At 68.3% G+C, this 18,572-nt stretch carries 16 protein-coding genes; 4 read left to right on the top strand and 12 right to left on the bottom strand.

The features are described from left to right. Positions 1-51: 51 nt before the first annotated feature. Positions 52-261: a cold-shock protein gene (locus MNQ95_RS13210; RefSeq protein WP_162377451.1), complete on the bottom strand. Its 210-nt coding sequence runs from the start codon at positions 259-261 to the stop codon at positions 52-54. A 241-nt stretch (positions 262-502) separates the two neighbouring features. Here MNQ95_RS13210 and MNQ95_RS13205 point away from each other — a divergent pair, with 241 nt between their 5' ends. From MNQ95_RS13205 to arsC, 3 genes are all read left to right on the top strand, one after another. Beyond that, complete coding sequence (locus MNQ95_RS13205; protein ID WP_162408718.1) at positions 503-988, top strand: DUF456 domain-containing protein; 486 nt, start codon at positions 503-505, stop codon at positions 986-988. Between the two features lie 85 nt (positions 989-1,073). Next, the gene (locus MNQ95_RS13200) at positions 1,074-2,225 is read left to right on the top strand and encodes a phospholipase A (protein ID WP_241954430.1); all 1,152 of its coding nucleotides are present in this window, start codon (positions 1,074-1,076) and stop codon (positions 2,223-2,225) included. Beyond that, complete coding sequence (gene arsC, locus MNQ95_RS13195) at positions 2,225-2,578, top strand: arsenate reductase (glutaredoxin) (protein WP_241953147.1); 354 nt, start codon at positions 2,225-2,227, stop codon at positions 2,576-2,578. The genes MNQ95_RS13200 and arsC overlap by 1 nt, the downstream gene beginning before the upstream one ends. A 7-nt stretch (positions 2,579-2,585) precedes the next feature. On the opposite strand, the gene MNQ95_RS13190 is transcribed toward arsC, so the two are convergent. The 3 genes from MNQ95_RS13190 to MNQ95_RS13180 form a co-directional block, all read right to left on the bottom strand. After that, positions 2,586-3,221: a glutathione S-transferase family protein gene (locus MNQ95_RS13190; protein WP_241953146.1), complete on the bottom strand. Its 636-nt coding sequence runs from the start codon at positions 3,219-3,221 to the stop codon at positions 2,586-2,588. A 73-nt stretch (positions 3,222-3,294) separates the two neighbouring features. Further along, a complete protein-coding gene (locus tag MNQ95_RS13185; protein ID WP_241953145.1) occupies positions 3,295-4,851 on the bottom strand; it encodes a fumarate hydratase in 1,557 nt (518 codons plus the stop codon). Positions 4,852-5,068: 217 nt separating this feature from the next. Further along, positions 5,069-5,950 carry a LytTR family DNA-binding domain-containing protein gene (locus MNQ95_RS13180; RefSeq protein ID WP_162408713.1) on the bottom strand — a complete coding sequence of 294 codons (882 nt, stop codon included), beginning with the start codon at positions 5,948-5,950 and terminating at the stop codon, positions 5,069-5,071. Positions 5,951-6,104: 154 nt separating this feature from the next. On the opposite strand from MNQ95_RS13180, the gene MNQ95_RS13175 reads away from it, so the two are divergent. Continuing rightward, positions 6,105-7,301 carry an acyltransferase gene (locus MNQ95_RS13175; protein ID WP_241953144.1) on the top strand — a complete coding sequence of 399 codons (1,197 nt, stop codon included), beginning with the start codon at positions 6,105-6,107 and terminating at the stop codon, positions 7,299-7,301. A 21-nt stretch (positions 7,302-7,322) separates the two neighbouring features. On the opposite strand, the gene recJ is transcribed toward MNQ95_RS13175, so the two are convergent. The 8 genes from recJ to MNQ95_RS13135 form a co-directional block, all read right to left on the bottom strand. Beyond that, positions 7,323-9,047 (bottom strand): single-stranded-DNA-specific exonuclease RecJ, encoded by a 1,725-nt coding sequence (gene recJ / locus MNQ95_RS13170; RefSeq protein WP_241953143.1) that lies wholly within the window; start codon positions 9,045-9,047, stop codon positions 7,323-7,325. After that, positions 9,047-10,012 (bottom strand): phosphoglycerate mutase, encoded by a 966-nt coding sequence (locus MNQ95_RS13165; protein WP_162408710.1) that lies wholly within the window; start codon positions 10,010-10,012, stop codon positions 9,047-9,049. Before MNQ95_RS13165 ends, recJ begins: the two co-directional genes overlap by 1 nt. Continuing rightward, positions 10,012-10,488, bottom strand: a complete 477-nt coding sequence (gene greA, locus MNQ95_RS13160) for a transcription elongation factor GreA (RefSeq protein ID WP_162408709.1) — start codon at positions 10,486-10,488, stop codon at positions 10,012-10,014. Before greA ends, MNQ95_RS13165 begins: the two co-directional genes overlap by 1 nt. Beyond that, positions 10,485-13,727, bottom strand: a complete 3,243-nt coding sequence (gene carB, locus MNQ95_RS13155; protein WP_241953142.1) for a carbamoyl-phosphate synthase large subunit — start codon at positions 13,725-13,727, stop codon at positions 10,485-10,487. Before carB ends, greA begins: the two co-directional genes overlap by 4 nt. A 30-nt stretch (positions 13,728-13,757) precedes the next feature. Next, positions 13,758-15,665, bottom strand: coding sequence for a S9 family peptidase (locus tag MNQ95_RS13150; protein WP_241953141.1), 1,908 nt, complete (start codon positions 15,663-15,665; stop codon positions 13,758-13,760). Between the two features lie 50 nt (positions 15,666-15,715). Then, the gene (gene carA / locus MNQ95_RS13145; RefSeq protein WP_162408706.1) at positions 15,716-16,837 is read right to left on the bottom strand and encodes a glutamine-hydrolyzing carbamoyl-phosphate synthase small subunit; all 1,122 of its coding nucleotides are present in this window, start codon (positions 16,835-16,837) and stop codon (positions 15,716-15,718) included. Between the two features lie 186 nt (positions 16,838-17,023). Then, a complete protein-coding gene (locus tag MNQ95_RS13140; protein WP_241954429.1) occupies positions 17,024-17,704 on the bottom strand; it encodes a 4-hydroxy-tetrahydrodipicolinate reductase in 681 nt (226 codons plus the stop codon). A gap of 163 nt (positions 17,705-17,867) precedes the next feature. Then, positions 17,868-18,551, bottom strand: a complete 684-nt coding sequence (locus MNQ95_RS13135; protein ID WP_241953140.1) for a DUF2058 domain-containing protein — start codon at positions 18,549-18,551, stop codon at positions 17,868-17,870. Positions 18,552-18,572: the final 21 nt, after the last annotated feature.

Raw genomic sequence — 18,572 nt, 5'->3', positions numbered from 1 at the left:
AAGGAACGGCCCGCGCAAGCGGGCCGTTCCCGGTACGGCGAGCAGCGGGTTTCAGGCGGCCTGGACAGCGTCCGCCTGCAGGCCCTTCTGGCCCTGCACGACGGTGAAGCTGACCTTCTGGCCTTCCTTGAGGCTCTTGAAACCCTGCATCTGGATGGCGCGGAAATGCACGAATACGTCCTCGCCATTCTCGCGGCTGATGAATCCGAATCCCTTGGCATCGTTGAACCACTTCACGGTGCCGACTTCGCGATCTGCCATTACTGCTGACTCCTCGAACTTTGCTGGGTGGTGGTTACGCCGTTGCCACGGCGGCTGGTTGCAAGGAGTACGCGCGAAGTAACGATGTAGCGGTCCATCACCATCACATCAGGACTTACCGTTTTCCGGCCACGGTTCACGGTGACCTTGTCAAGCGCAGCGGCCCAAAAGTTACCCCTCGTTCAGGGGAAATGCAATCATGGCAAGGACTTGGCCGCCGAACGGATAGGACCCGCTCCGCATGGATCCCACGCTCTTCTGGTATGCCCTCGCCGCGGTGCTGGTCCTGGTTGGCCTGGCCGGGGTGATCCTGCCCGCCCTGCCCGGCCTGCCACTGGTCTTCGTCGGCATGCTGGTGGCGGCGTGGGCCGGGGATTTCCAGCGGATCGGCGCCGTGCCCCTGGTCCTGCTGGGATTGCTGACGCTGCTGTCGGTCGTGGCCGATTTCGTCGCCACCGCCGCGGGCGCCAAACGCGTCGGTGCCGGGCCGCTTGCGGTCTGGGGAGCGGCACTTGGCACCTTCGCCGGGATTTTCTTCGGCCCACTCGGGCTGCTTGCCGGGCCGTTCCTCGGCGCCCTGCTCGGCGAGCTCTGGCATACCCGCGCCTTGCGCCGGGCCACCCATGTCGGCCTGGCCACGTGGCTGGGCCTGCTGCTGGGTACCGTGCTCAAGCTCGCACTGGCCTTCGCCATGGTTGGCCTGTTCATCCTCGCCTGGTTCTTTTGAACCACCCCCTTTGTCTCGGGCGGTCCTCCGCCCTGGGAGTTTTCCCTTGAAGCATCCCCCCGCCCCGCATCGCCTGGTCTGCGCCCTGGTGGCCAGCTTCGCCGCCGGCCCGCTGGCCGCGCAGGAATCCACCGCCCGGCCCGCCACCGCCGAGGCCTGCCTGGCCGTCGCCTCCGACGCGGTGCGGCTGGCCTGCTACGACGCGTTCTATGGCCATTCGGCACAACCCACCGCGCAGGCCGACCACGTCGCCCGCCAGGCCGAGCAACAGGTCAAGCAGGAAAAGGCCGAGCAACGCGCGGCTGCCCTGCCTGCCGAGGCAAGCGCGACGGATCGCGCCATGCAGCGGACCGGCGAGCTGTTCCGCAGGAGCGACCTGCCGCCCAACACGGACGCACAGGATGCGATCGCCAACGCCGGCCGCGGCTCGTTGCTCGACAGTCGCTGGGAACTGGCCAAGGACTCCAAGCTGGGCATCTTCCAGTTCCGCGCATACAAGCCGGTCTACGTGCTTCCCGCGTTCTGGACCAGCAACGTCAACGAGATGCCGTCCTCGCCCAATCCCAACAACACGGTGACCACGCCGGAAGAACTGGACAGCATCGAGGCCAAGTTCCAGATCAGCTTCAAGACCAAGCTCGCGGAGAACCTGTTCGGCGACAACGGCGACGTCTGGGCGGGCTACACCCAGAGCTCGCGCTGGCAGGTCTTCAACTCGGAGATCTCCCGGCCTTTCCGCGAGACCAACTACGAACCCGAAGTGATGCTGCTGTTCCGCAACAACTACAGCCTGCTGGGCTGGAACGGGCGCATGACCGGAATCAGTTTCAACCACCAGTCCAACGGCCGCAGCGACCCGCTCTCGCGCAGCTGGAACCGGGTGATCCTCAACGTCGGCCTGGACCGCGAGAACTGGGCCTTCGTCGTGCGTCCCTGGTACCGCATCGAGGAGGACGCCGCCGACGACAACAACGCCGACATCGAGGATTTCATCGGCCGCGGCGACGCGATGCTGGTGTACAACCGCAACGGCCACGAGCTGTCGCTGACGGCGCGCCACTCGCTGCGCGGCGGCGACCGCTCGCACGGTTCGCTGCAATTCGACTGGGGTTTCCCGATCACCAACCTGCTGCGCGGCCACGTGCAGGTGTTCGACGGCTACGGCGAAAGCATGATCGATTACAACCACAAGGCGACCTACGTCGGCGTGGGCTTCGCTTTGCTGGAGTGGTTCTGATGGCGGGCACGGAGGTCACCATCTGGCACAACCCGCGCTGCTCCAATTCGCGCGCCGCCTTGCAGTTGCTGCGCGAGCACGGGATCGAACCGCGCGTCGTCGACTACCTGGCCTCGCCTCCCGATCGCGCGACGCTGCTCCAGGTCGCCGCCGACAGCGGGCTGGGGCTGCGCGGACTGGTCCGCGACAAGGAAGCAGTTTTCGCGGAGCTGGGAGTGGGTGCCGCCGGTGACGATGCGCTGCTCGACGCCATGCTCGCCCATCCGCAGCTGATCAACCGGCCGGTGGTGATCAGCGGCCGTGGCGTACGGCTCTGCCGTCCGCCGGAAACGGTACTGGAACTGCTGCCCTGATCCGGACTCAGGTCCAGTCGCTGATCCCCTCGCGCCGGTAGACCTCGGCGAAGGACGGGCGGTCCTTCATGCGCCGCGCGAAATCGCGCAGCACCGGCCAGTCGTCGGTCGGGCGCGGCATGTTGCGCGACCAGCGCATCAGCATGGTCAGGACGAAGTCCACCGCCGAGGGCTGCGCGCCGAGCATGTAGGGGCCGCCCTGCTCCAGGTGGTCGGCCACCTGCTGCCAGGCCGCTTCCAGCTGGATCCGCGCACGCTCCCTGACCAGCGCGGCATTGGCCTCCCCGGCCGGCTCGTCGGCGTAGAACCAGCCGCGGTACGCCGGCATCAGCGTGTACACGCAGAAGCACACCCAGCGGTAGTAGGCGCCGCGCGCGGCGGTGCCCGGTGCCGGCGCCAGCCCGGCCTGCGGATACAGGTCGGCCAGCTGCATGGCGATGGCGGCCGATTCGGTCAGCACCTGCCCGTCGACCAGCAGCGTCGGCACGCGGCCGGCGGGATTGATCGCCAGGTACTCCGGCGACTTCTGTTCGCGCCGGTCGAAATCCAGCTGGTGCAGTTCGTGCTCGATGCCAAGTTCGATCAGCAGCCAGTGGACGACGAGCGAGGCGGTGCTGGGCGAACCGTAGAGGACGACGGACATCGATGCGGACTCCTGTGTCTGGTGCGGGAAGAAAGAAGCCGGCGCGAGGCCGGCTTCGGGATTTTGCGATGGCTCAGGCTTCGACCACGACGGGGATCCCGGCGATCCGCGCCTGCCATTCCTTCGGCCCGGTCTTGTGCACCGATTCGCCGGCCGAATCGACCGCCACCGTCACCGGCATGTCCTTGACCTCGAATTCGTAGATCGCCTCCATGCCCAGGTCCTCGAAGGCGAGCACCTTGCTGGCCTTGATCGCCTTGGACACCAGGTAGGCCGAGCCGCCGACGGCCATCAGGTACACGGCCTTGTTGTCGCGGATCGCATCGATCGCCGCGTCGCCGCGTTCGGACTTGCCGACCATGCCCAGCAGGCCGGTCTGCTCGAGCATCTGCCGGGTGAACTTGTCCATGCGCGTGGCCGTGGTCGGACCGGCCGGACCCACCACTTCGTCGCGTACCGGATCGACCGGGCCGACGTAATAGATGAATCGGTTGGTGAAATCGACGGGCAGCTTCTCGCCCCGGTTGAGCATGTCGATCATGCGCTTGTGCGCGGCGTCGCGGCCGGTCAGCAGCTTGCCGTTGAGCAGCAGCACCTCGCCCGGCTTGAAGGTCGCAACCTGCTCGCGGGTGATCGTGTCCAGGTCGACGCGGCGTGCGTTGGCCGGGTTGTAGGTCAGCGTCGGCCAGTCCTCCAGTGAAGGCGGGTCGAGCGCAACCGGGCCGCTGCCGTCGAGGGTGAAGTGCGCATGGCGGGTCGCCGCGCAGTTCGGGATGAGTGCCACTGGCAGGTTCGCGGCGTGGGTCGGGTAATCCTTGACCTTGATGTCTAGCACCGTAGTCAGGCCGCCCAGGCCCTGCGCGCCGATGCCCAGCGCGTTGACCTTCTCGTACAGCTCCAGGCGCAGTTCCTCGGCGCGGTTGGACGCACCGCGGGCCTTGAGGTCGGTGATGTCGATCGGTTCCATCAGCGCCTCCTTGGCCAGCAGCATCGCCTTCTCGGCGGTGCCGCCGATGCCGATGCCGAGCATGCCCGGCGGGCACCAGCCCGCGCCCATGGTCGGCACGGTCTTCAGCACCCAGTCGACGATCGAGTCCGATGGATTGAGCATGGCGAACTTGGACTTCGCCTCCGAGCCGCCACCCTTGGCCGCGACGATCACGTCCACGGTGTTGCCCGGAACGACCTTCACGTTGACCACCGAGGGGGTGTTGTCCCTGGTGTTCTGCCGCTTGCCGGCCGGGTCGGCCAGCACGCTGGCGCGCAGCTTGTTGTCCGGGTGGTTGTAGGCGCGGCGCACGCCCTCGTTGACCATGTCCTCCACGCCCATGGTCGCGTCGTCCCAGCGCACGTTCATGCCGATCTCGAGGAACACGGTGACGATGCCGGTGTCCTGGCAGATCGGGCGGTGGCCTTCGGCGCACATGCGCGAGTTGATCAGGATCTGCGCCATCGCGTCCTTGGCCGCCGGCGATTCCTCGCGCTCGTAGGCGGCAGCGAGGTTCCGGATGTAATCGACCGGGTGGTAGTAGCTGATGTACTGCAGCGCGTCGGCGACGGACTGGATCAGGTCATCCTGGCGGATCGATACCGGGGCGGAAGAAGCGCTGGCGGGGCGGGAAGCGGTCACGGCTGGCTCATGGCGGGCGGATAACCCGCCCATTTTAGGCCAAACCAGCGTCCCGGCCGGTCGTACGGGCGACACGGGGCGTTCCGTGTCGCGTAGAGCCAGACCTGGCCGGCTGCCTTCATCGCAGGGCTTTGGAGGCAGCAGCCGGGCAAGCCCTGCTCCACGGGACGCCCCGGCCGCCGGAAGGATCCGCCCGGAAGGCCGGTCGCGGCGAAGATCAGCTGGCGCCGCTGTCGATGCGCTCGCGCAGTTCCTGCCGATGGCGGCGGCTGCACGGCAGCACGGTGCCGTCGCGCAGGTGCAGGCGCGCCTCGCCCGCATCCAGCGGCTCGATCGAGGCGACCTGGCCGAGGTTGACGATGTAGCTGCGGTGGACGCGGGCGAACACGCGCGGATCCAGGCGGGCCTCGATCCCGGCGATCGTGGTCCGCAGCGGGTAGTCGTGGCCGCGCACGCGCAGGTTCACGTAGTTGCCCGAGGCCTGCAGCCATTCGATGTCGCCGGCGGCGACCAGGAACTCGCGGCCCAGCTTGCGCACCAGGAAGCGCTCGGGGCGCTCGACCGGCTCCACGGGCGGTCCCTCGTCCGGTTCGGAGAGCAGGCTGGCCTCGCCCTGCAGGCGCCGCAGCAGCAGCCGGTAGAAGCTGACCAGCACCACGATGCCGATGTAGCTGCGCACATCCTTGACGTACTCGTAGAACAGCTCGCGCGGCCAGTCGCCGAACTCGTAGACCTGGCCCTGGCTTGCATAGGCCAGCGTACGCAGGCCGACCATCCCCAGCACGTGGACGAGCGACACCACCACGCTGGCCAGGAAATGCCAGGGCAGCTGTCGCCACCAGTTGTCCCAGTGGATCGGGAAGCGGCGGCTGAACCAGACGATCGGCCACACCAGCGCCAGCCACATCAGTCCGCTCGACCACTCCCAGACCACCGGCTCCCACGCCGCGTATCCCAGTCCGTTCTTGCGGATGTCGACGATCACCGTGTAGCTGTTGCCGACCGCATTCACGACGGTCATGCCGACCCAGTACCCGACCTCCATCCAGCGGCGCCAGGGCAGGTAGCGTTCGTACGGCGTGGGACGGGTCACGGACATGCCGCGCATTCTACGGAGCGCGCCACCATCGCCCCAGCCGCCCCGTCACTGCGGTCCGCGGTTCGTCCCTCCCGCCCCGCCAACGGTCACCTTTCGGGTACGCGGCGATCCGTCCGGATGCACCTTGGGCGCCCCGCCCCGCCGGACGCCGCCCATGGAACGCCGCTACGACCTCGACTGGATCCGCATCTGCGCCTTCGGCGTGCTCGTGCTCTATCACGTCGGCATGTATTACGTGACCTGGGACTGGCATGTGAACAGCCCGCACGCCAGCCACGCGCTGGAGCCGCTGATGCTGCTGTCCTCGCCCTGGCGGCTGTCGCTGCTGTTCCTGGTCTCCGGCGCGGCGACCGCGTTCCTCTGGGACCGTTGCCGGCGCGACGGCGCCCGCTTCGTCGGCCCGCGCTCGTGGCGCCTGCTGCTGCCGCTGGTGTTCGGCATGCTGGTGATCGTGCCGCCGCAGTCCTATTTCGAGGTGGTCGAGAAGCTGCCCGGCGGCTACCACGACGGCTACCTGGCGTTCTGGGCGCGCTACCTCGCAGGCGACGGCTCGTTCTGCCGCGAAGGCGACTGCCTGGACCTGCCGACCTGGAACCACCTGTGGTTCGTCGCCTACCTGTGGTGCTACACGGTGGTGCTGTGGCTGTTGCTGCGCTTCGCGCCGCGCGCGACCGGGACCGTGGCCGAACGCCTGCGTGCCCTGTTGTCGCATCCGGCCGGGCTGCTGTGGCCGCTGGCCTGGCTGGCCGCGGCGCGCTTCCTGCTCGTCGCCCGCTTCGAGTCGACCCACGGCCTGATCGACGACTGGTACAACCACGCCCAGTACCTGCCGCTGTTCCTGCTCGGCTTCGCCATCGCCCGGCCCGGCCCGCTGTGGGAACGGATCGAGCGCGCCCGCTGGCCCGCGCTGGCCGCCACGCTCGCCAGCTGGATCTTCATCGCTTGGTACTTCGGCCACTACAGCGACGGAACGGAGCCGCCGGAATCACTGCGCCAGCTGCAGCGCCTGCTGTGGTCGGTGCAGCAATGGGGCGCGATCGTGGCGATCCTCGGCTTCGCCCGGCGGCATGCACCCGGCGACAGCCCGGTGCGGCGCTGGCTGGCCGAAGCGGTGTTCCCGGTCTACATCCTCCACCAGACGGTAATCGTGCTGCTCGCCGTGTACCTGCGCCCGCTGGACCTGCCGGTACTGCTGGAAGGACCGCTGCTGGTGCTCGCCACCTTCGCGCTGTGCTTCGCGGCCTACGGAATCGTCCGCAGGATCGGCTGGTTGCGACCGCTGTTCGGATTGAAGCGCGCCGCGCCGCGCACCCGGGCGCCACGGCACGAGGATCATCCGGAAGCTGCGTGACGCGGGACGGGCAGCGCCCCGTCACGCCTGGGCGCGATGCTCCACGACGAGCTGGACCGCCTGCCCGCCGCGGTAGTCGTCCGGCGCCAGGCGGTACGCGAGGTGCGCATGGGTCGAAGGTGGCTGCCCCTGCCAGCCACCGAAGTGGATCGCCGCCAGCGGCTCGCGCCTGTCGGGATGCCGCAGCGTCAGCTTGAGGTGGCGCTCGCCAACCACGCGCCAGTCCAGCACCTCGAACAGCCCGTCGAACAGCGGCTCGGGGAATCCCTGCCCCCATGGCCCGCCGTCGCGCAGTGCCTCGGCATGGAAGCGGTCGAACTCCTGCGGGCGCAGCTCGCCATCGCTGAGCATTTCGGCCTGCAGCAGGCCGTCGTCGAGCACCTGTGCGGCATGTGCCTGCCAGGCCTGTTCGAACGCGGGCAGGTTGGCCAGCGCCAGGGTCAGGCCCGCGGCCATCGCATGGCCACCGAAGCGCTGGACCAGATCGGGGTTCGCCGCATCCACCGCCGCCAGCGCATCGCGGATATGGAAGCCGGGAATCGACCGCGCCGAACCGCGCAGCAGGTCGCTGCCGGGCTCGGACGGGGCGAAGGCGAGCACCGGACGGTGCAGCCGCTCCTTCATCTTCGAGGCGACCAGCCCGATCACGCCGGGGTGCCACTCCGCGTCGAACAGGCACGGCGCCAGCGGCACGTCCGTTTCCGCCAGCATCGCCCGCGACAATGCGGCTTCGGCATCGTCGGTCATGTCCTGCTGCACGGCACGGCGTTCGGCATTGATGCCGTTGAGCAGGGTGGCCAGCTCGCCCGCGCGTTGCGCATCGTCGGTCAGCAGGCATTCGATGCCCAGCGCCATGTCCTCGAGCCGCCCGGCGGCGTTGAGTCGCGGCCCGATCGCGAAACCGATGTCGCTGGCGGTCAGCCGCGCCTGTTCGCGACCGCATGCTGCGATCAGCGCATTCAAGCCTGCGCAGCCCAGGCCCGAGCGCAGGCGGCGCAGGCCTGCTGCCACCAGCGCGCGATTGTTCGCATCCAGCGGCACCAGGTCTGCGACGGTGCCGACCGCGACCAGGTCCAGCAGCGCGCCCAGGTCGGGCGCCTCGCCACCTTCGAACGCACCGCCGTCGCGCAGCCTTCGCCGTAGTGCGAGCAGCAGGTAGAACACCACGCCCACGCCGGCCAGCGCCTTGCTCGGGAACGCATCGCCGGGCAGGTTCGGATTGACGATCGCATCGGCAGCCGGCAACCGCGGCCCGGGCAGGTGGTGGTCGGTGACCACGACCTGCCAGCCATGGGCACGCGCTGCCTCGATGCCCGCGTGGCAGGCGATGCCATGGTCGACGGTCAGCAGCAAGTCGGGCTGCAGGGCGGCAAGCTCTTCCACCAGCGCCGGCGACAGGCCGTAGCCGTGGACCATGCGATTGGGCACCGCGTACGACACCCGCCGTGCGCCGAGCAGGCGCAGTCCGCGCACGCCGGTGGCGCAGGCGGTGGCGCCATCGCAGTCGAAATCGCCGACCACCACGATGTGGCGGTCCTCCGCCATCGCCTGCTGCAGCAGTGAGGTGGCGAGGTCCATTCCCTCCATCGCATCGGGAGGCAGGAGGCCGGACAAGCGTGGACGCGCCAGGTCGGGGCTGCCGGCGCCGCGGGCGGCGTACAGGCGACGCAGCAGCGGCGGGATCGAATCCGGCCACGGGCCACCGATGTCCACCTCGGCGCGACGGACGATCCGCGGCGCAGCCATCAGGGCGCCAGCGCGGGCATCGGAGTGCGCCAGAACTGCCAGCGCCGCTGGCCATGGTGCAGGCCCAACCGGGTGCCGTCCTCGAAATCCAGCTCCAGCGCGTCGAACTCGCGCCGCGCCATCGACTCCAGCAGCGGCGGCAACACCTGCGTGCCCAGCAGGTCCAGGCTGCGCATCCGCCGCATGTCGACCAGGCTGTCGCCGGCCGGTGCACCCTCGGCGCCATCCGGTGCACTGATCGCCGCACCGGCCATGCGCGCGAGCGCCTGCAGGAGCGTGTCCGGGCTGCGCACGTGCAGGTAACGCGACTCCACTGCCGTGGGCAGCCTGCCCGCACCCCAGAACCACAGCGCATTGATCGCGGGCTTGCCCTGCGCGGCGCGTTCGCGGTTGTGCGGATGCTGGTGCAGCACGACCTGCACTTCGGTGATCAGGGCGCGCCAGCGGCGCGCAGCGGCATCGTCGCCCTGCGGCAACGTGGCGAACAGGTCTTCGCCCAACGCTTCGTCGGGACCCGGCAGCGCCGGCAGGCGCGTGCCCTCTGGCAGGCGCAGGTACCAGCGCGCGGGATGCGGCGCATCGAGCTGGAAGCCGGCGTCGCCGAACAGGGGCCGCAGCGCGGGCAGGAAAGCGCGCGCGTCCTGCGCCTCGATGCCCAGCCCCTCGCCCCATCCGAGCAGGCGCGCGCCGTTGATGTCGGGTGCGATATGCGCCGGGTCGGCGCGCAGCCACACGTCCGCCGCATTGCCGCCGGCACCGGCCGCGTTGTCGCCGGCATCCACCAGCCGGGTCAGCGCGGCGACCGGCCAGTGGTCGGGCAACAGGCGGAAATGGCGGCGCAGCTGCGCACGCGCGCCGGCTTCACCGTCCCGGCGGTCGGCACGTCCCAGCACCCGGCCGATCGCCGCCGGCAACGGACCCGGCAAACGCGTCCGCTCCGGCAGCAGCAGGGTGATGGTCGCCATCAGCCGAGGTAGGCGACGCCGGCGATTTCGTACTCGCGCTTGCCACCGGGCGCGTCGATCACGACTTCGTCGCCCTCTTCCTTGCCGATCAGCGCACGCGCCACCGGCGAGGAGATCGCGATCTGGCCCTGCTTGATGTCCGCTTCCAGGTCGCCAACGATCTGGTAGCGGACTTCCTCGTCAGTCTCGACGTCGGCCAGGGTCACGGTCGCGCCGAACACCACCTTGCTGCCGGCGTTGAGCTTGGCCACGTCGATCAGGTCGGCGTGCGAGAGCTCGCCCTCGAGCTGCTTGATCCGGCCCTCGATGAAGCCCTGCTGCTCGCGCGCGGCGTGGTACTCGGCGTTCTCCTTGAGGTCGCCATGGGCGCGGGCCTCGGCGATCGCGGCGATCACTTCCGGCCGCTTCACCGACTTCAGGTGGTCCAGTTCCTCGCGCAGGCGCACGGCGCCCTGCAGCGTCATCGGCGCCCTCATGCCTGCAGCTCCTTGTGCAGCTCCTGCAGCGACCAGACCGGCCCGGTGCCGCGGAATTCAAGCGAATGCACCAGGGCCTTGGCCCCGGCAATGGTGGTCGAATAGGTCACGCGCTGCTGCAACGCCTCGCGCCGGATCGAGAACGAGTCGGCGATCGCCGCGCGGCCCTCGGTGGTGTTGACGATGTAGGCGATCTCGCCGTTCTTGATCGAATCGACGATGTGCGGACGCCCCTCGGCGACCTTGTTCACCACGCCGCACTCCACGCCATGCTCCTGCAGCCAGGCCGCGGTGCCACGGGTGGCCACGATGCTGAAGCCGCGCTCGATCAGCGCCTGCGCGACCGGCAGGACGCGCTTCTTGTCCGGATCGCGCACCGACACGAAGGCCTTGCCCGGCGTGGGCGCCTTGATCCCACCGGCCTCCTGCGCACGCGCCATCGCCGCGCCGAAGCTGCGGCCCACGCCCATCACCTCGCCGGTGGAGCGCATCTCGGGGCCGAGGATCGGATCCACGCCCTGGAACTTGGCGAACGGGAAGATCGCTTCCTTCACCGAGTAGTAATCCGGCACCACTTCCTTGGTCGCGCCCTGTTCGGTCAGCGAAGTGCCGGCCATGCAGCGCGCGGCGATCTTGGCCAGCGACACGCCGGTGGCCTTGGACACGAACGGCACGGTGCGCGAGGCGCGCGGGTTCACTTCCAGCAGGTAGACGGTGTCGTCGCCGTCGTCATTGGACTGGATCGCGAACTGGGTGTTCATCAGGCCCACGACTTTCAGCGCCCGGGCCAGTTCGATGACCTGGCGGCGCAGCTCGTCCTGGGTCGCGGCCGACAGCGAATACGGCGGCAGCGAGCACGAGGAGTCGCCCGAATGCACGCCGGCTTCCTCGATGTGCTCCATCACGCCGCCGATGAACGTCGCGCCGGTGGAGTCGGCGATCAGGTCGACGTCGACCTCGACCGCGTTGTCCAGGAAGCGATCCAGCAGCACCGGCGAATCGTTGGACACCTTGACCGCGTCGCGCACGTAGCGGGCCAGGTCCGACTCGCCATACACGATTTCCATCGCGCGGCCGCCGAGCACGTAGCTCGGGCGCACCACCAGCGGATAGCCGATCTCCCGGGCCAGGACCAGCGCCTCGTCCGGATTGCGGGCGATGCGGTTCGGCGGCTGCTTCAGGCCGAGCTTGTCGACCAGCTGCTGGAAGCGCTCGCGGTCCTCGGCCAGGTCGATCGAATCGGGCGAGGTGCCGATCACCGGCACGCCGTTGGCTTCGAGCGCACGCGCCAGCTTCAGCGGCGTCTGCCCGCCGTACTGCACGATCACGCCCTTGGGCTGCTCGAGCTCGACGATCTCCAGCACGTCCTCGAGCGTGAGCGGCTCGAAGTACAGGCGGTCGGAGGTGTCGTAGTCGGTGGACACGGTCTCCGGGTTGCAGTTGACCATGATGGTCTCGTAGCCATCCTCGCGCAGCGCCAGCGCGGCATGCACGCAGCAATAGTCGAACTCGATGCCTTGGCCGATGCGGTTCGGACCGCCGCCCAGGATCATGATCTTGTCGCGATCGGTCGGCTGCGCCTCGCACTCGTCCTCGTAGGTCGAGTACAGGTAGGCGGTGCTGGTGGAGAATTCGGCGGCACACGAATCCACGCGCTTGTACACGGGGCGCACCTTGTGCGCGCGGCGCAGGGCGCGGATCGCGGCTTCGTTGGTGCCGGCCAGCTGGGCCAGGCGCGCATCGGAGAAGCCGGCGCGCTTGAGCTTGCGCAGGCGCGCGGCGTCGAGCGAGTCCAGGCCCTCGGCGGCGAGCTTCTTCTCCTCGGCGATGATCTCCTCGATCTGGTCGAGGAACCATGGGTCGATGAACGACAGCGCGTGGATGTCCTCCACGCTCATGCCGGCGCGGAAGGCGTCGGCCACGTAGAACAGGCGCTCCGGACCCGGCGCCTTCATCTCGCGGCGCAGCTTGATCAGGTCGTCCTCGTCGGCCAGGTCCAGACCGGTGGGGTCGAAACCGACCTTGCCGGTTTCCAGCCCGCGCAGGGCCTTCTGCATCGATTCCTGGAAGGTGCGGCCCATCGCCATCACCTCGCCCACCGACTTCATCTGGGTGGTCAGGCGCGCATCGGCCTGCGGGAACTTCTCGAACGCGAAGCGCGGGATCTTGGTGACGACGTAATCGATCGCCGGCTCGAACGAAGCCGGGGTCAGGCCGCCGGTGATTTCGTTCTTGAGCTCGTCAAGGGTGTAGCCCACCGCCAGCTTGGCGGCGACCTTGGCGATCGGGAACCCGGTCGCCTTCGACGCCAGCGCGGAGGACCGCGACACGCGCGGGTTCATCTCGATCACCACCACGCGGCCAGTCTGCGCGTTGATGCCGAACTGCACGTTGGAACCACCGGTGTCCACGCCGATCTTGCGCAGCACCGCGATGGAGGCATCGCGCAGGCGCTGGTATTCCTTGTCGGTCAGGGTCTGCGCCGGGGCCACGGTGATCGAGTCGCCGGTGTGCACGCCCATCGGATCGAGGTTCTCGATCGAGCACACGATGATGCAGTTGTCCGCGGTGTCGCGGACCACTTCCATCTCGAACTCCTTCCAGCCGAGCACCGATTCTTCCACCAGCACCTCGGTGGTCGGCGAAAGCTCCAGGCCGCGGTTGACGATGTCGATCAGTTCCTCGCGGTTGTAGGCGATACCGCCGCCGCTGCCGCCCAGGGTGAAGCTGGGGCGGATGATCGTCGGGTAGCCGACGCGGGTCTGGATATCCAGCGCTTCCTCGAGCGTGCGCGCAACTTCGGCCTTGGGGCACTCCAGACCGATCTCGCCCATTGCCACGCGGAACAGCTCGCGGTCCTCGGCCATGCGGATCGCGTCGCGCTTGGCGCCGATCAGCTCGACGCCGTACTTCTCCAGCACGCCGTGCTCGGCCAGGTCCAGCGCGCAGTTCAACGCGGTCTGGCCACCCATGGTCGGCAGCAACGCATCGGGCTTTTCCTTGGCGATGATCTTCTCGACCGTCTGCCAGTTGATCGGCTCGATGTACACCGCGTCGGCGGTATCCGGGTCGGTCATGATCGTGGCCGGATTGCTGTTGACCAGGACCACGCGGTAACCCTCCTCGCGCAGCGCCTTGCACGCCTGCGCGCCCGAGTAGTCGAACTCGCAGGCCTGGCCGATGACGATCGGGCCGGCGCCGATGATGAGGATGGTCTGGATATCGCTGCGCTTTGGCATTTCGTTCTCTGCTTGTTCCCTGTGGGGGACTCAGGGGCTTCCGGCCGGGGCGCTGGTCGCACCGGGGCCGATGTGCTTGTCGAAGAAGGCCAGCATCTTCGTATAGAGGTTCACGTTGTTCTGCACGTCACGGAAGCCGTGGCCCTCCTTGGACTCGACCACCACGACCTCGGGCTGCCTGCCGACCTTGCCCATCTGGTCGATCAGGAAATTCATGTTCTTGATCGGCACGCGCTGGTCCTTGGCGCCATGGACCAGCATCACCGGGGCCTTCAGCCTGTCCACCCCGTACGCGGGCGATTGCGCCACGCGCTCGGCTTTGGTCGGCGGATAGACATCCTTGAGGTAGTTGCGGCCGGCTTCGTGGTCGCCGATGTCCGAACTGCGCTGGGCATCCAGGTCGTAGACACCGACGTAACCCACCGTGCACTGGTACAGATCGGGCTCGCGCACGGCGCTCATCAGTGCCGCGTAGCCGCCGTAGGACGCGCCATAGATGCAGACCCGCTTTGGATCGGCGATGCCCTGGGCCACGGCCCATTTCACCGCGTCGGTCAGGTCGTCCTGCATCACCGTGCCCCACTTGCGGTAGCCCAGGCCTTCGAACGCGTTGCCGTAACCGCCGGAGCCGCGATAGTTGACCTGCAGCACCGCGTAGCCGCGATTGGCCAGCAGCTGCACTTCCGGATTGAATCCCCACTCGTCGCGCGGACCGTGCGGGCCGCCATGCGGGTTGATGATCAGCGGGAGGTTCTTGCCATTGCTACCCGCCGGAATCGTCACGAAACCATGCAGCTCCAGCCCGTCGCGGGCCTTGAAGCTGATCGGCTTCATCTGCGACATCTCCGCAGGCTTGATCCATTCCATGCTGCCGGTCAGGAAGCTGGCTTTGCCCGCCTGCCGATCGAACAGGAAGGCTTCCGGCGGCTGCTGGTCCGAATACACGCGCATGGCCAGGAAACGGCCATCATCGGAGGGGCGAAGGAAGCTGATCGCCTTCCCCGGGAAGGCCTTGACCAGGCCAGCATAGGCCAGGGTTTCCGGATGGTCGCGGGCGATCCAGTCCCAGTAAGGGATGCCATCCTCGTACTGGACGCCCAGCAACGTCTTGCGGTCGCTGCTCCAGAGCAAGGCGGAAGGACTGACCGTCCCGTTGCTGGACAGCTGCTCTTCCTCGCGGGTCTCGCTGTCCAGCAGGACGATCGACTCCGGCTTCCCGTCCACGCCCTTGGCCATGTAGACGTGGCGGTTGTCACCCGCGAAGCCGATCGGGCGGTAAGTGGCGCCGTTGCGCTCGCTACGATGCACCTGAGTCCACTTGTCGCCATCGCGGCGGTAGGTGACGTTGGTGCCATCGTTCATCGCGCCCCAGACATAGCGCGGGTTGCGCTCGTGGTCGACCAGGAAACTACCCTGCTCCACTGGCGCAGTCGCCACGGTGACCAGTCGCCCGTTATAGATATCGAGCTTGGACAGATACGACGTTTCGACAGAGCGCTCGACCAAGATCGTGCGCGGATCTTCGGGCGTCAGGCTGACGATGTTGTAGTAGGCACCGTTGGGAATGTCGATGCGCTGGGTGCCATCGATGTTCGACGCATACATGTCGCCTTTCGACGTCTCGAAATCGAAGCGCCCGGTCTTGAAGGTGACGGTGAACAGCAGGCGATCATTGTTGACCCAGTAGACCTGGCGGAAATGCCGGTCCGGACCGAAGTCCCACTTGCCGACCACGCCCTTGTCGGCGACGCGCAGAACCGCAAGCACGGTCCGGTCTTCCTGCGGCACCGTCACGGCCATGTGCTTGCCATCGGGCGACAGGCTCAGCGCGGTGAACTCCGCATCCTTGAAGAAATCCTGGATCGGAACTTCGCGCGCGCCGGCGTTGAAGCCGAGCACCAGCATCGTCACCAGCAGCATCCCTTTCAGCAGTCGCATTCCCTTACTCCTGTTGTGCATGGATTCCATCGGACGGCGCCTGGCGGGGATCAACCGGCCATCGACGCCACGAAACGGTCGAACAGCGGTGCCACGTCATGTGGCCCGGGCGAAGCTTCCGGATGTCCCTGGAACGAGAACGCCGGCGCGTCGGTCAGCTCGATGCCCTGGTTGGTTCCATCGAACAGGGATCGGTGGGTCACGCGCACGTTGCCCGGCAACGTCGTCTCGTCGACGGCGAAACCGTGGTTCTGCGAGGTGATCATCACCCGGCCGCTGTCGATGTCGATCACCGGATGGTTGGCGCCATGGTGGCCATGGCCCATCTTCACGGTCTGCGCGCCGGCGGCCAGCGCCAGCAGCTGGTGGCCCAGGCAGATGCCGAACAGCGGCACCTTCTTCGCCACGAACGCCTTGATGGCCTCGATCGCGTAGTCGCACGGTGCCGGGTCGCCGGGGCCGTTGGACATGAACACGCCGTGCGGCGACATCGCCAGCACATCGGCGGCGGGGGTTTGCGCCGGGACAACGGTCACTTCGCAGCCGCGCTCGGCGAGCATGCGCAGGATGTTGGTCTTCACGCCGAAGTCGTAGGCGACGACCTTGAACTTCGGCTCGGCACGGACGAACGCGTTGCGGTCCAGGTCGAGCTGGCCCTCGGTCCACGAGTAGCGCTCGGCGGTGCTGACCACCTTGGCCAGGTCCATGCCCTTCAGGCCGGGGAACTTGCGCGCCGCTTCCAGCGCCTGCGCAACGTCCAGGCCCTCGCCGGCCATCAGCGCGCCGTTCTGGGCGCCGCGCTCGCGGAGGATGCGGGTCAGCTTGCGGGTATCGATGCCGGCAATGGCGACCACGCCTCGCGTGATCAGCCAATCCTGCAGCGACACCTCGCTGCGCCAGCTGCTCGGGCGGCGCGGTACGTCGCGCACGATCAGGCCGGCCGACCAGACCTTGGCGGCCTCGTCGTCCTGGCTGGTGCAGCCGGTGTTGCCGATATGGGGATAGGTGAGCGTGACCAGCTGGCGGGCGTAGGAGGGATCGGTGACGATCTCCTGGTAACCGGTCATGGCGGTGTTGAACACCACCTCGCCCACCGACAGGCCGCTGGCGCCTACGGATTCACCCTCGAACACGGTGCCGTCTTCGAGGACGAGGATTGCGGGTTGGGTCACGTCGTTCGCCTTGGTGTGGGGGAGCCCTGTCGCTACCCGGCGCGTCGGAGCCGGGCTGCAGAAAACCGCGGACTCGGTTTCTCTCCGGTCCGTGGTTTGGGGTAACAGGCGAGCGGGAATTGTACCGGCGAAGGTCGAAAAAGGGAACGCCGCGGGCACTGCCGCGGGTCCGCCGGGGCCGCGCATTCAGCTGTCGCCGAAGAGCAGCCCGCGCATCGAGTAGAGCCCCGCGTCCCGCCCATGCAGCCCGTTGGCGGCCTGCAACGCGCCGTGCGCGAAGATGTCGCGGCTGGTCGCCCGGTGCACCAGCTCGACCCGCTCGCCCTGCCCGGCAAACTGGACCAGGTGCTCGCCGACGATGTCGCCGGCCCGCAGGCTGGCGTAGCGCGGCTCTGCGCCGCCACGCCCCGCGGAATCGCCCAGCGTGAGCGCGGTCCCGGATGGCGCGTCCTTCTTGTGCACATGGTGCGACTCGACGATGTCGCAGTCCCAGCCCGGCAACGCGCGCGCGGCGCGCTCGACCAGTTCGTCGAGGACGGCGACGCCGATGCTGAAATTGGACGCCCACAACAGCGGGATCCGGGCCGCGGCAGCCTTGATCGCCTGCCGTTGCCCGTCCTCGAGCCCGGTCGTGCCCGAGACCAGCGGACAGCGGCGTGCCACGCACAGCTCCAGCACCGGGCCCAGCCCCTCCGGCAGGCTGAAGTCGATCGCCACGTCGAATGCGGGCACGCCCTGCAGTTCGGCAGATCCGAAGAAAGGCACCCCGTCGACCACGCGTTGCGCCGGCGGGCGGCGGGTCACCGCCGCGACCACCTGCCAGCGGCCCGGGGCTTCGCCGGCCAGGCGCAACAGGGCCTGGCCCATGCGTCCGGAGGCGCCGTGGATGAGAACGCGCAGGGGGTTATCCATAGGCCGGGCAGGCTAGCGGGCGGGACGGCCCGCGGGCAAGCGATGCGACGTGGTAACGCGCGCAACCATGCGGTCGGGTGCACGTCGCACCCGGCCAGGGTGCAGGCTCAGGAGCCCCTCACCAGAGCAGGTCGTCAGGCACCTGGTAGCGCGGATCGGCATAGGGATCGTCGCCGGCAGGCGCGTCCGGGTCGACCCGCAAGGCCACGGCCTGCGGGAACACCGTTTCGGCCTCGGCCACGACGGAAGCGTCGACCAGCAGGTAGCGGCCGTTGACCTGGACCACGCCCAGCTCGCCGGCATTGAGCGCAGTGAGCTGCGGTGCGGTGACGTAGATCCGCTTGATCTTGCCGCCGTATTCGAAGTGACGGGCGATCTCGGCGGCCTCATCGTTCAGGCCCTTGCCCTGCAGGAGCTGCTCGAGCCTGGCCCGCGCTTCACGGCGCTGGCGCGCTTCTTCCTGCTTCTGCCGCTCCTCCTCGATGCGCTGGTTCTTCTCGTGCTGGGCGCGCAATGCGTAGGCCTTGCCCAGGTCCATCTCGCCGGACCTGGGCTGCGACGGGCCGGGGCCGCGCGGTCCGCGAGGCGTGCGCTCGCCTGCGCCACCGGGGCGCCCGGCGGGTTGCGGCTGCCCCCTGCCCTGCGGGCCACGCCGGTCGTGTGCGGGCCGGCCATGCGCGGGCTTGCCGTGCACGGGCTTGCCGGAGCCCCTGTGGTCGTTGCCTTCCCGGGATTTTCGCTCGGGCGGCGCCGGTGCCTTGAAGCCCAGGGTGAGCAGCTGGTCGCGGAGGGTATCGGTCATCTTCGTGGCGTGGGACGGTCG

Source organism: Pseudoxanthomonas daejeonensis (genome assembly GCF_022637495.1).
In the GTDB taxonomy this organism is placed as follows: Bacteria; Pseudomonadota; Gammaproteobacteria; order Xanthomonadales; family Xanthomonadaceae; genus Pseudoxanthomonas; species Pseudoxanthomonas daejeonensis.
Note: the sequence above shows the minus strand (reverse complement) of the source record. Positions and strands in the feature narration are given on the sequence as shown.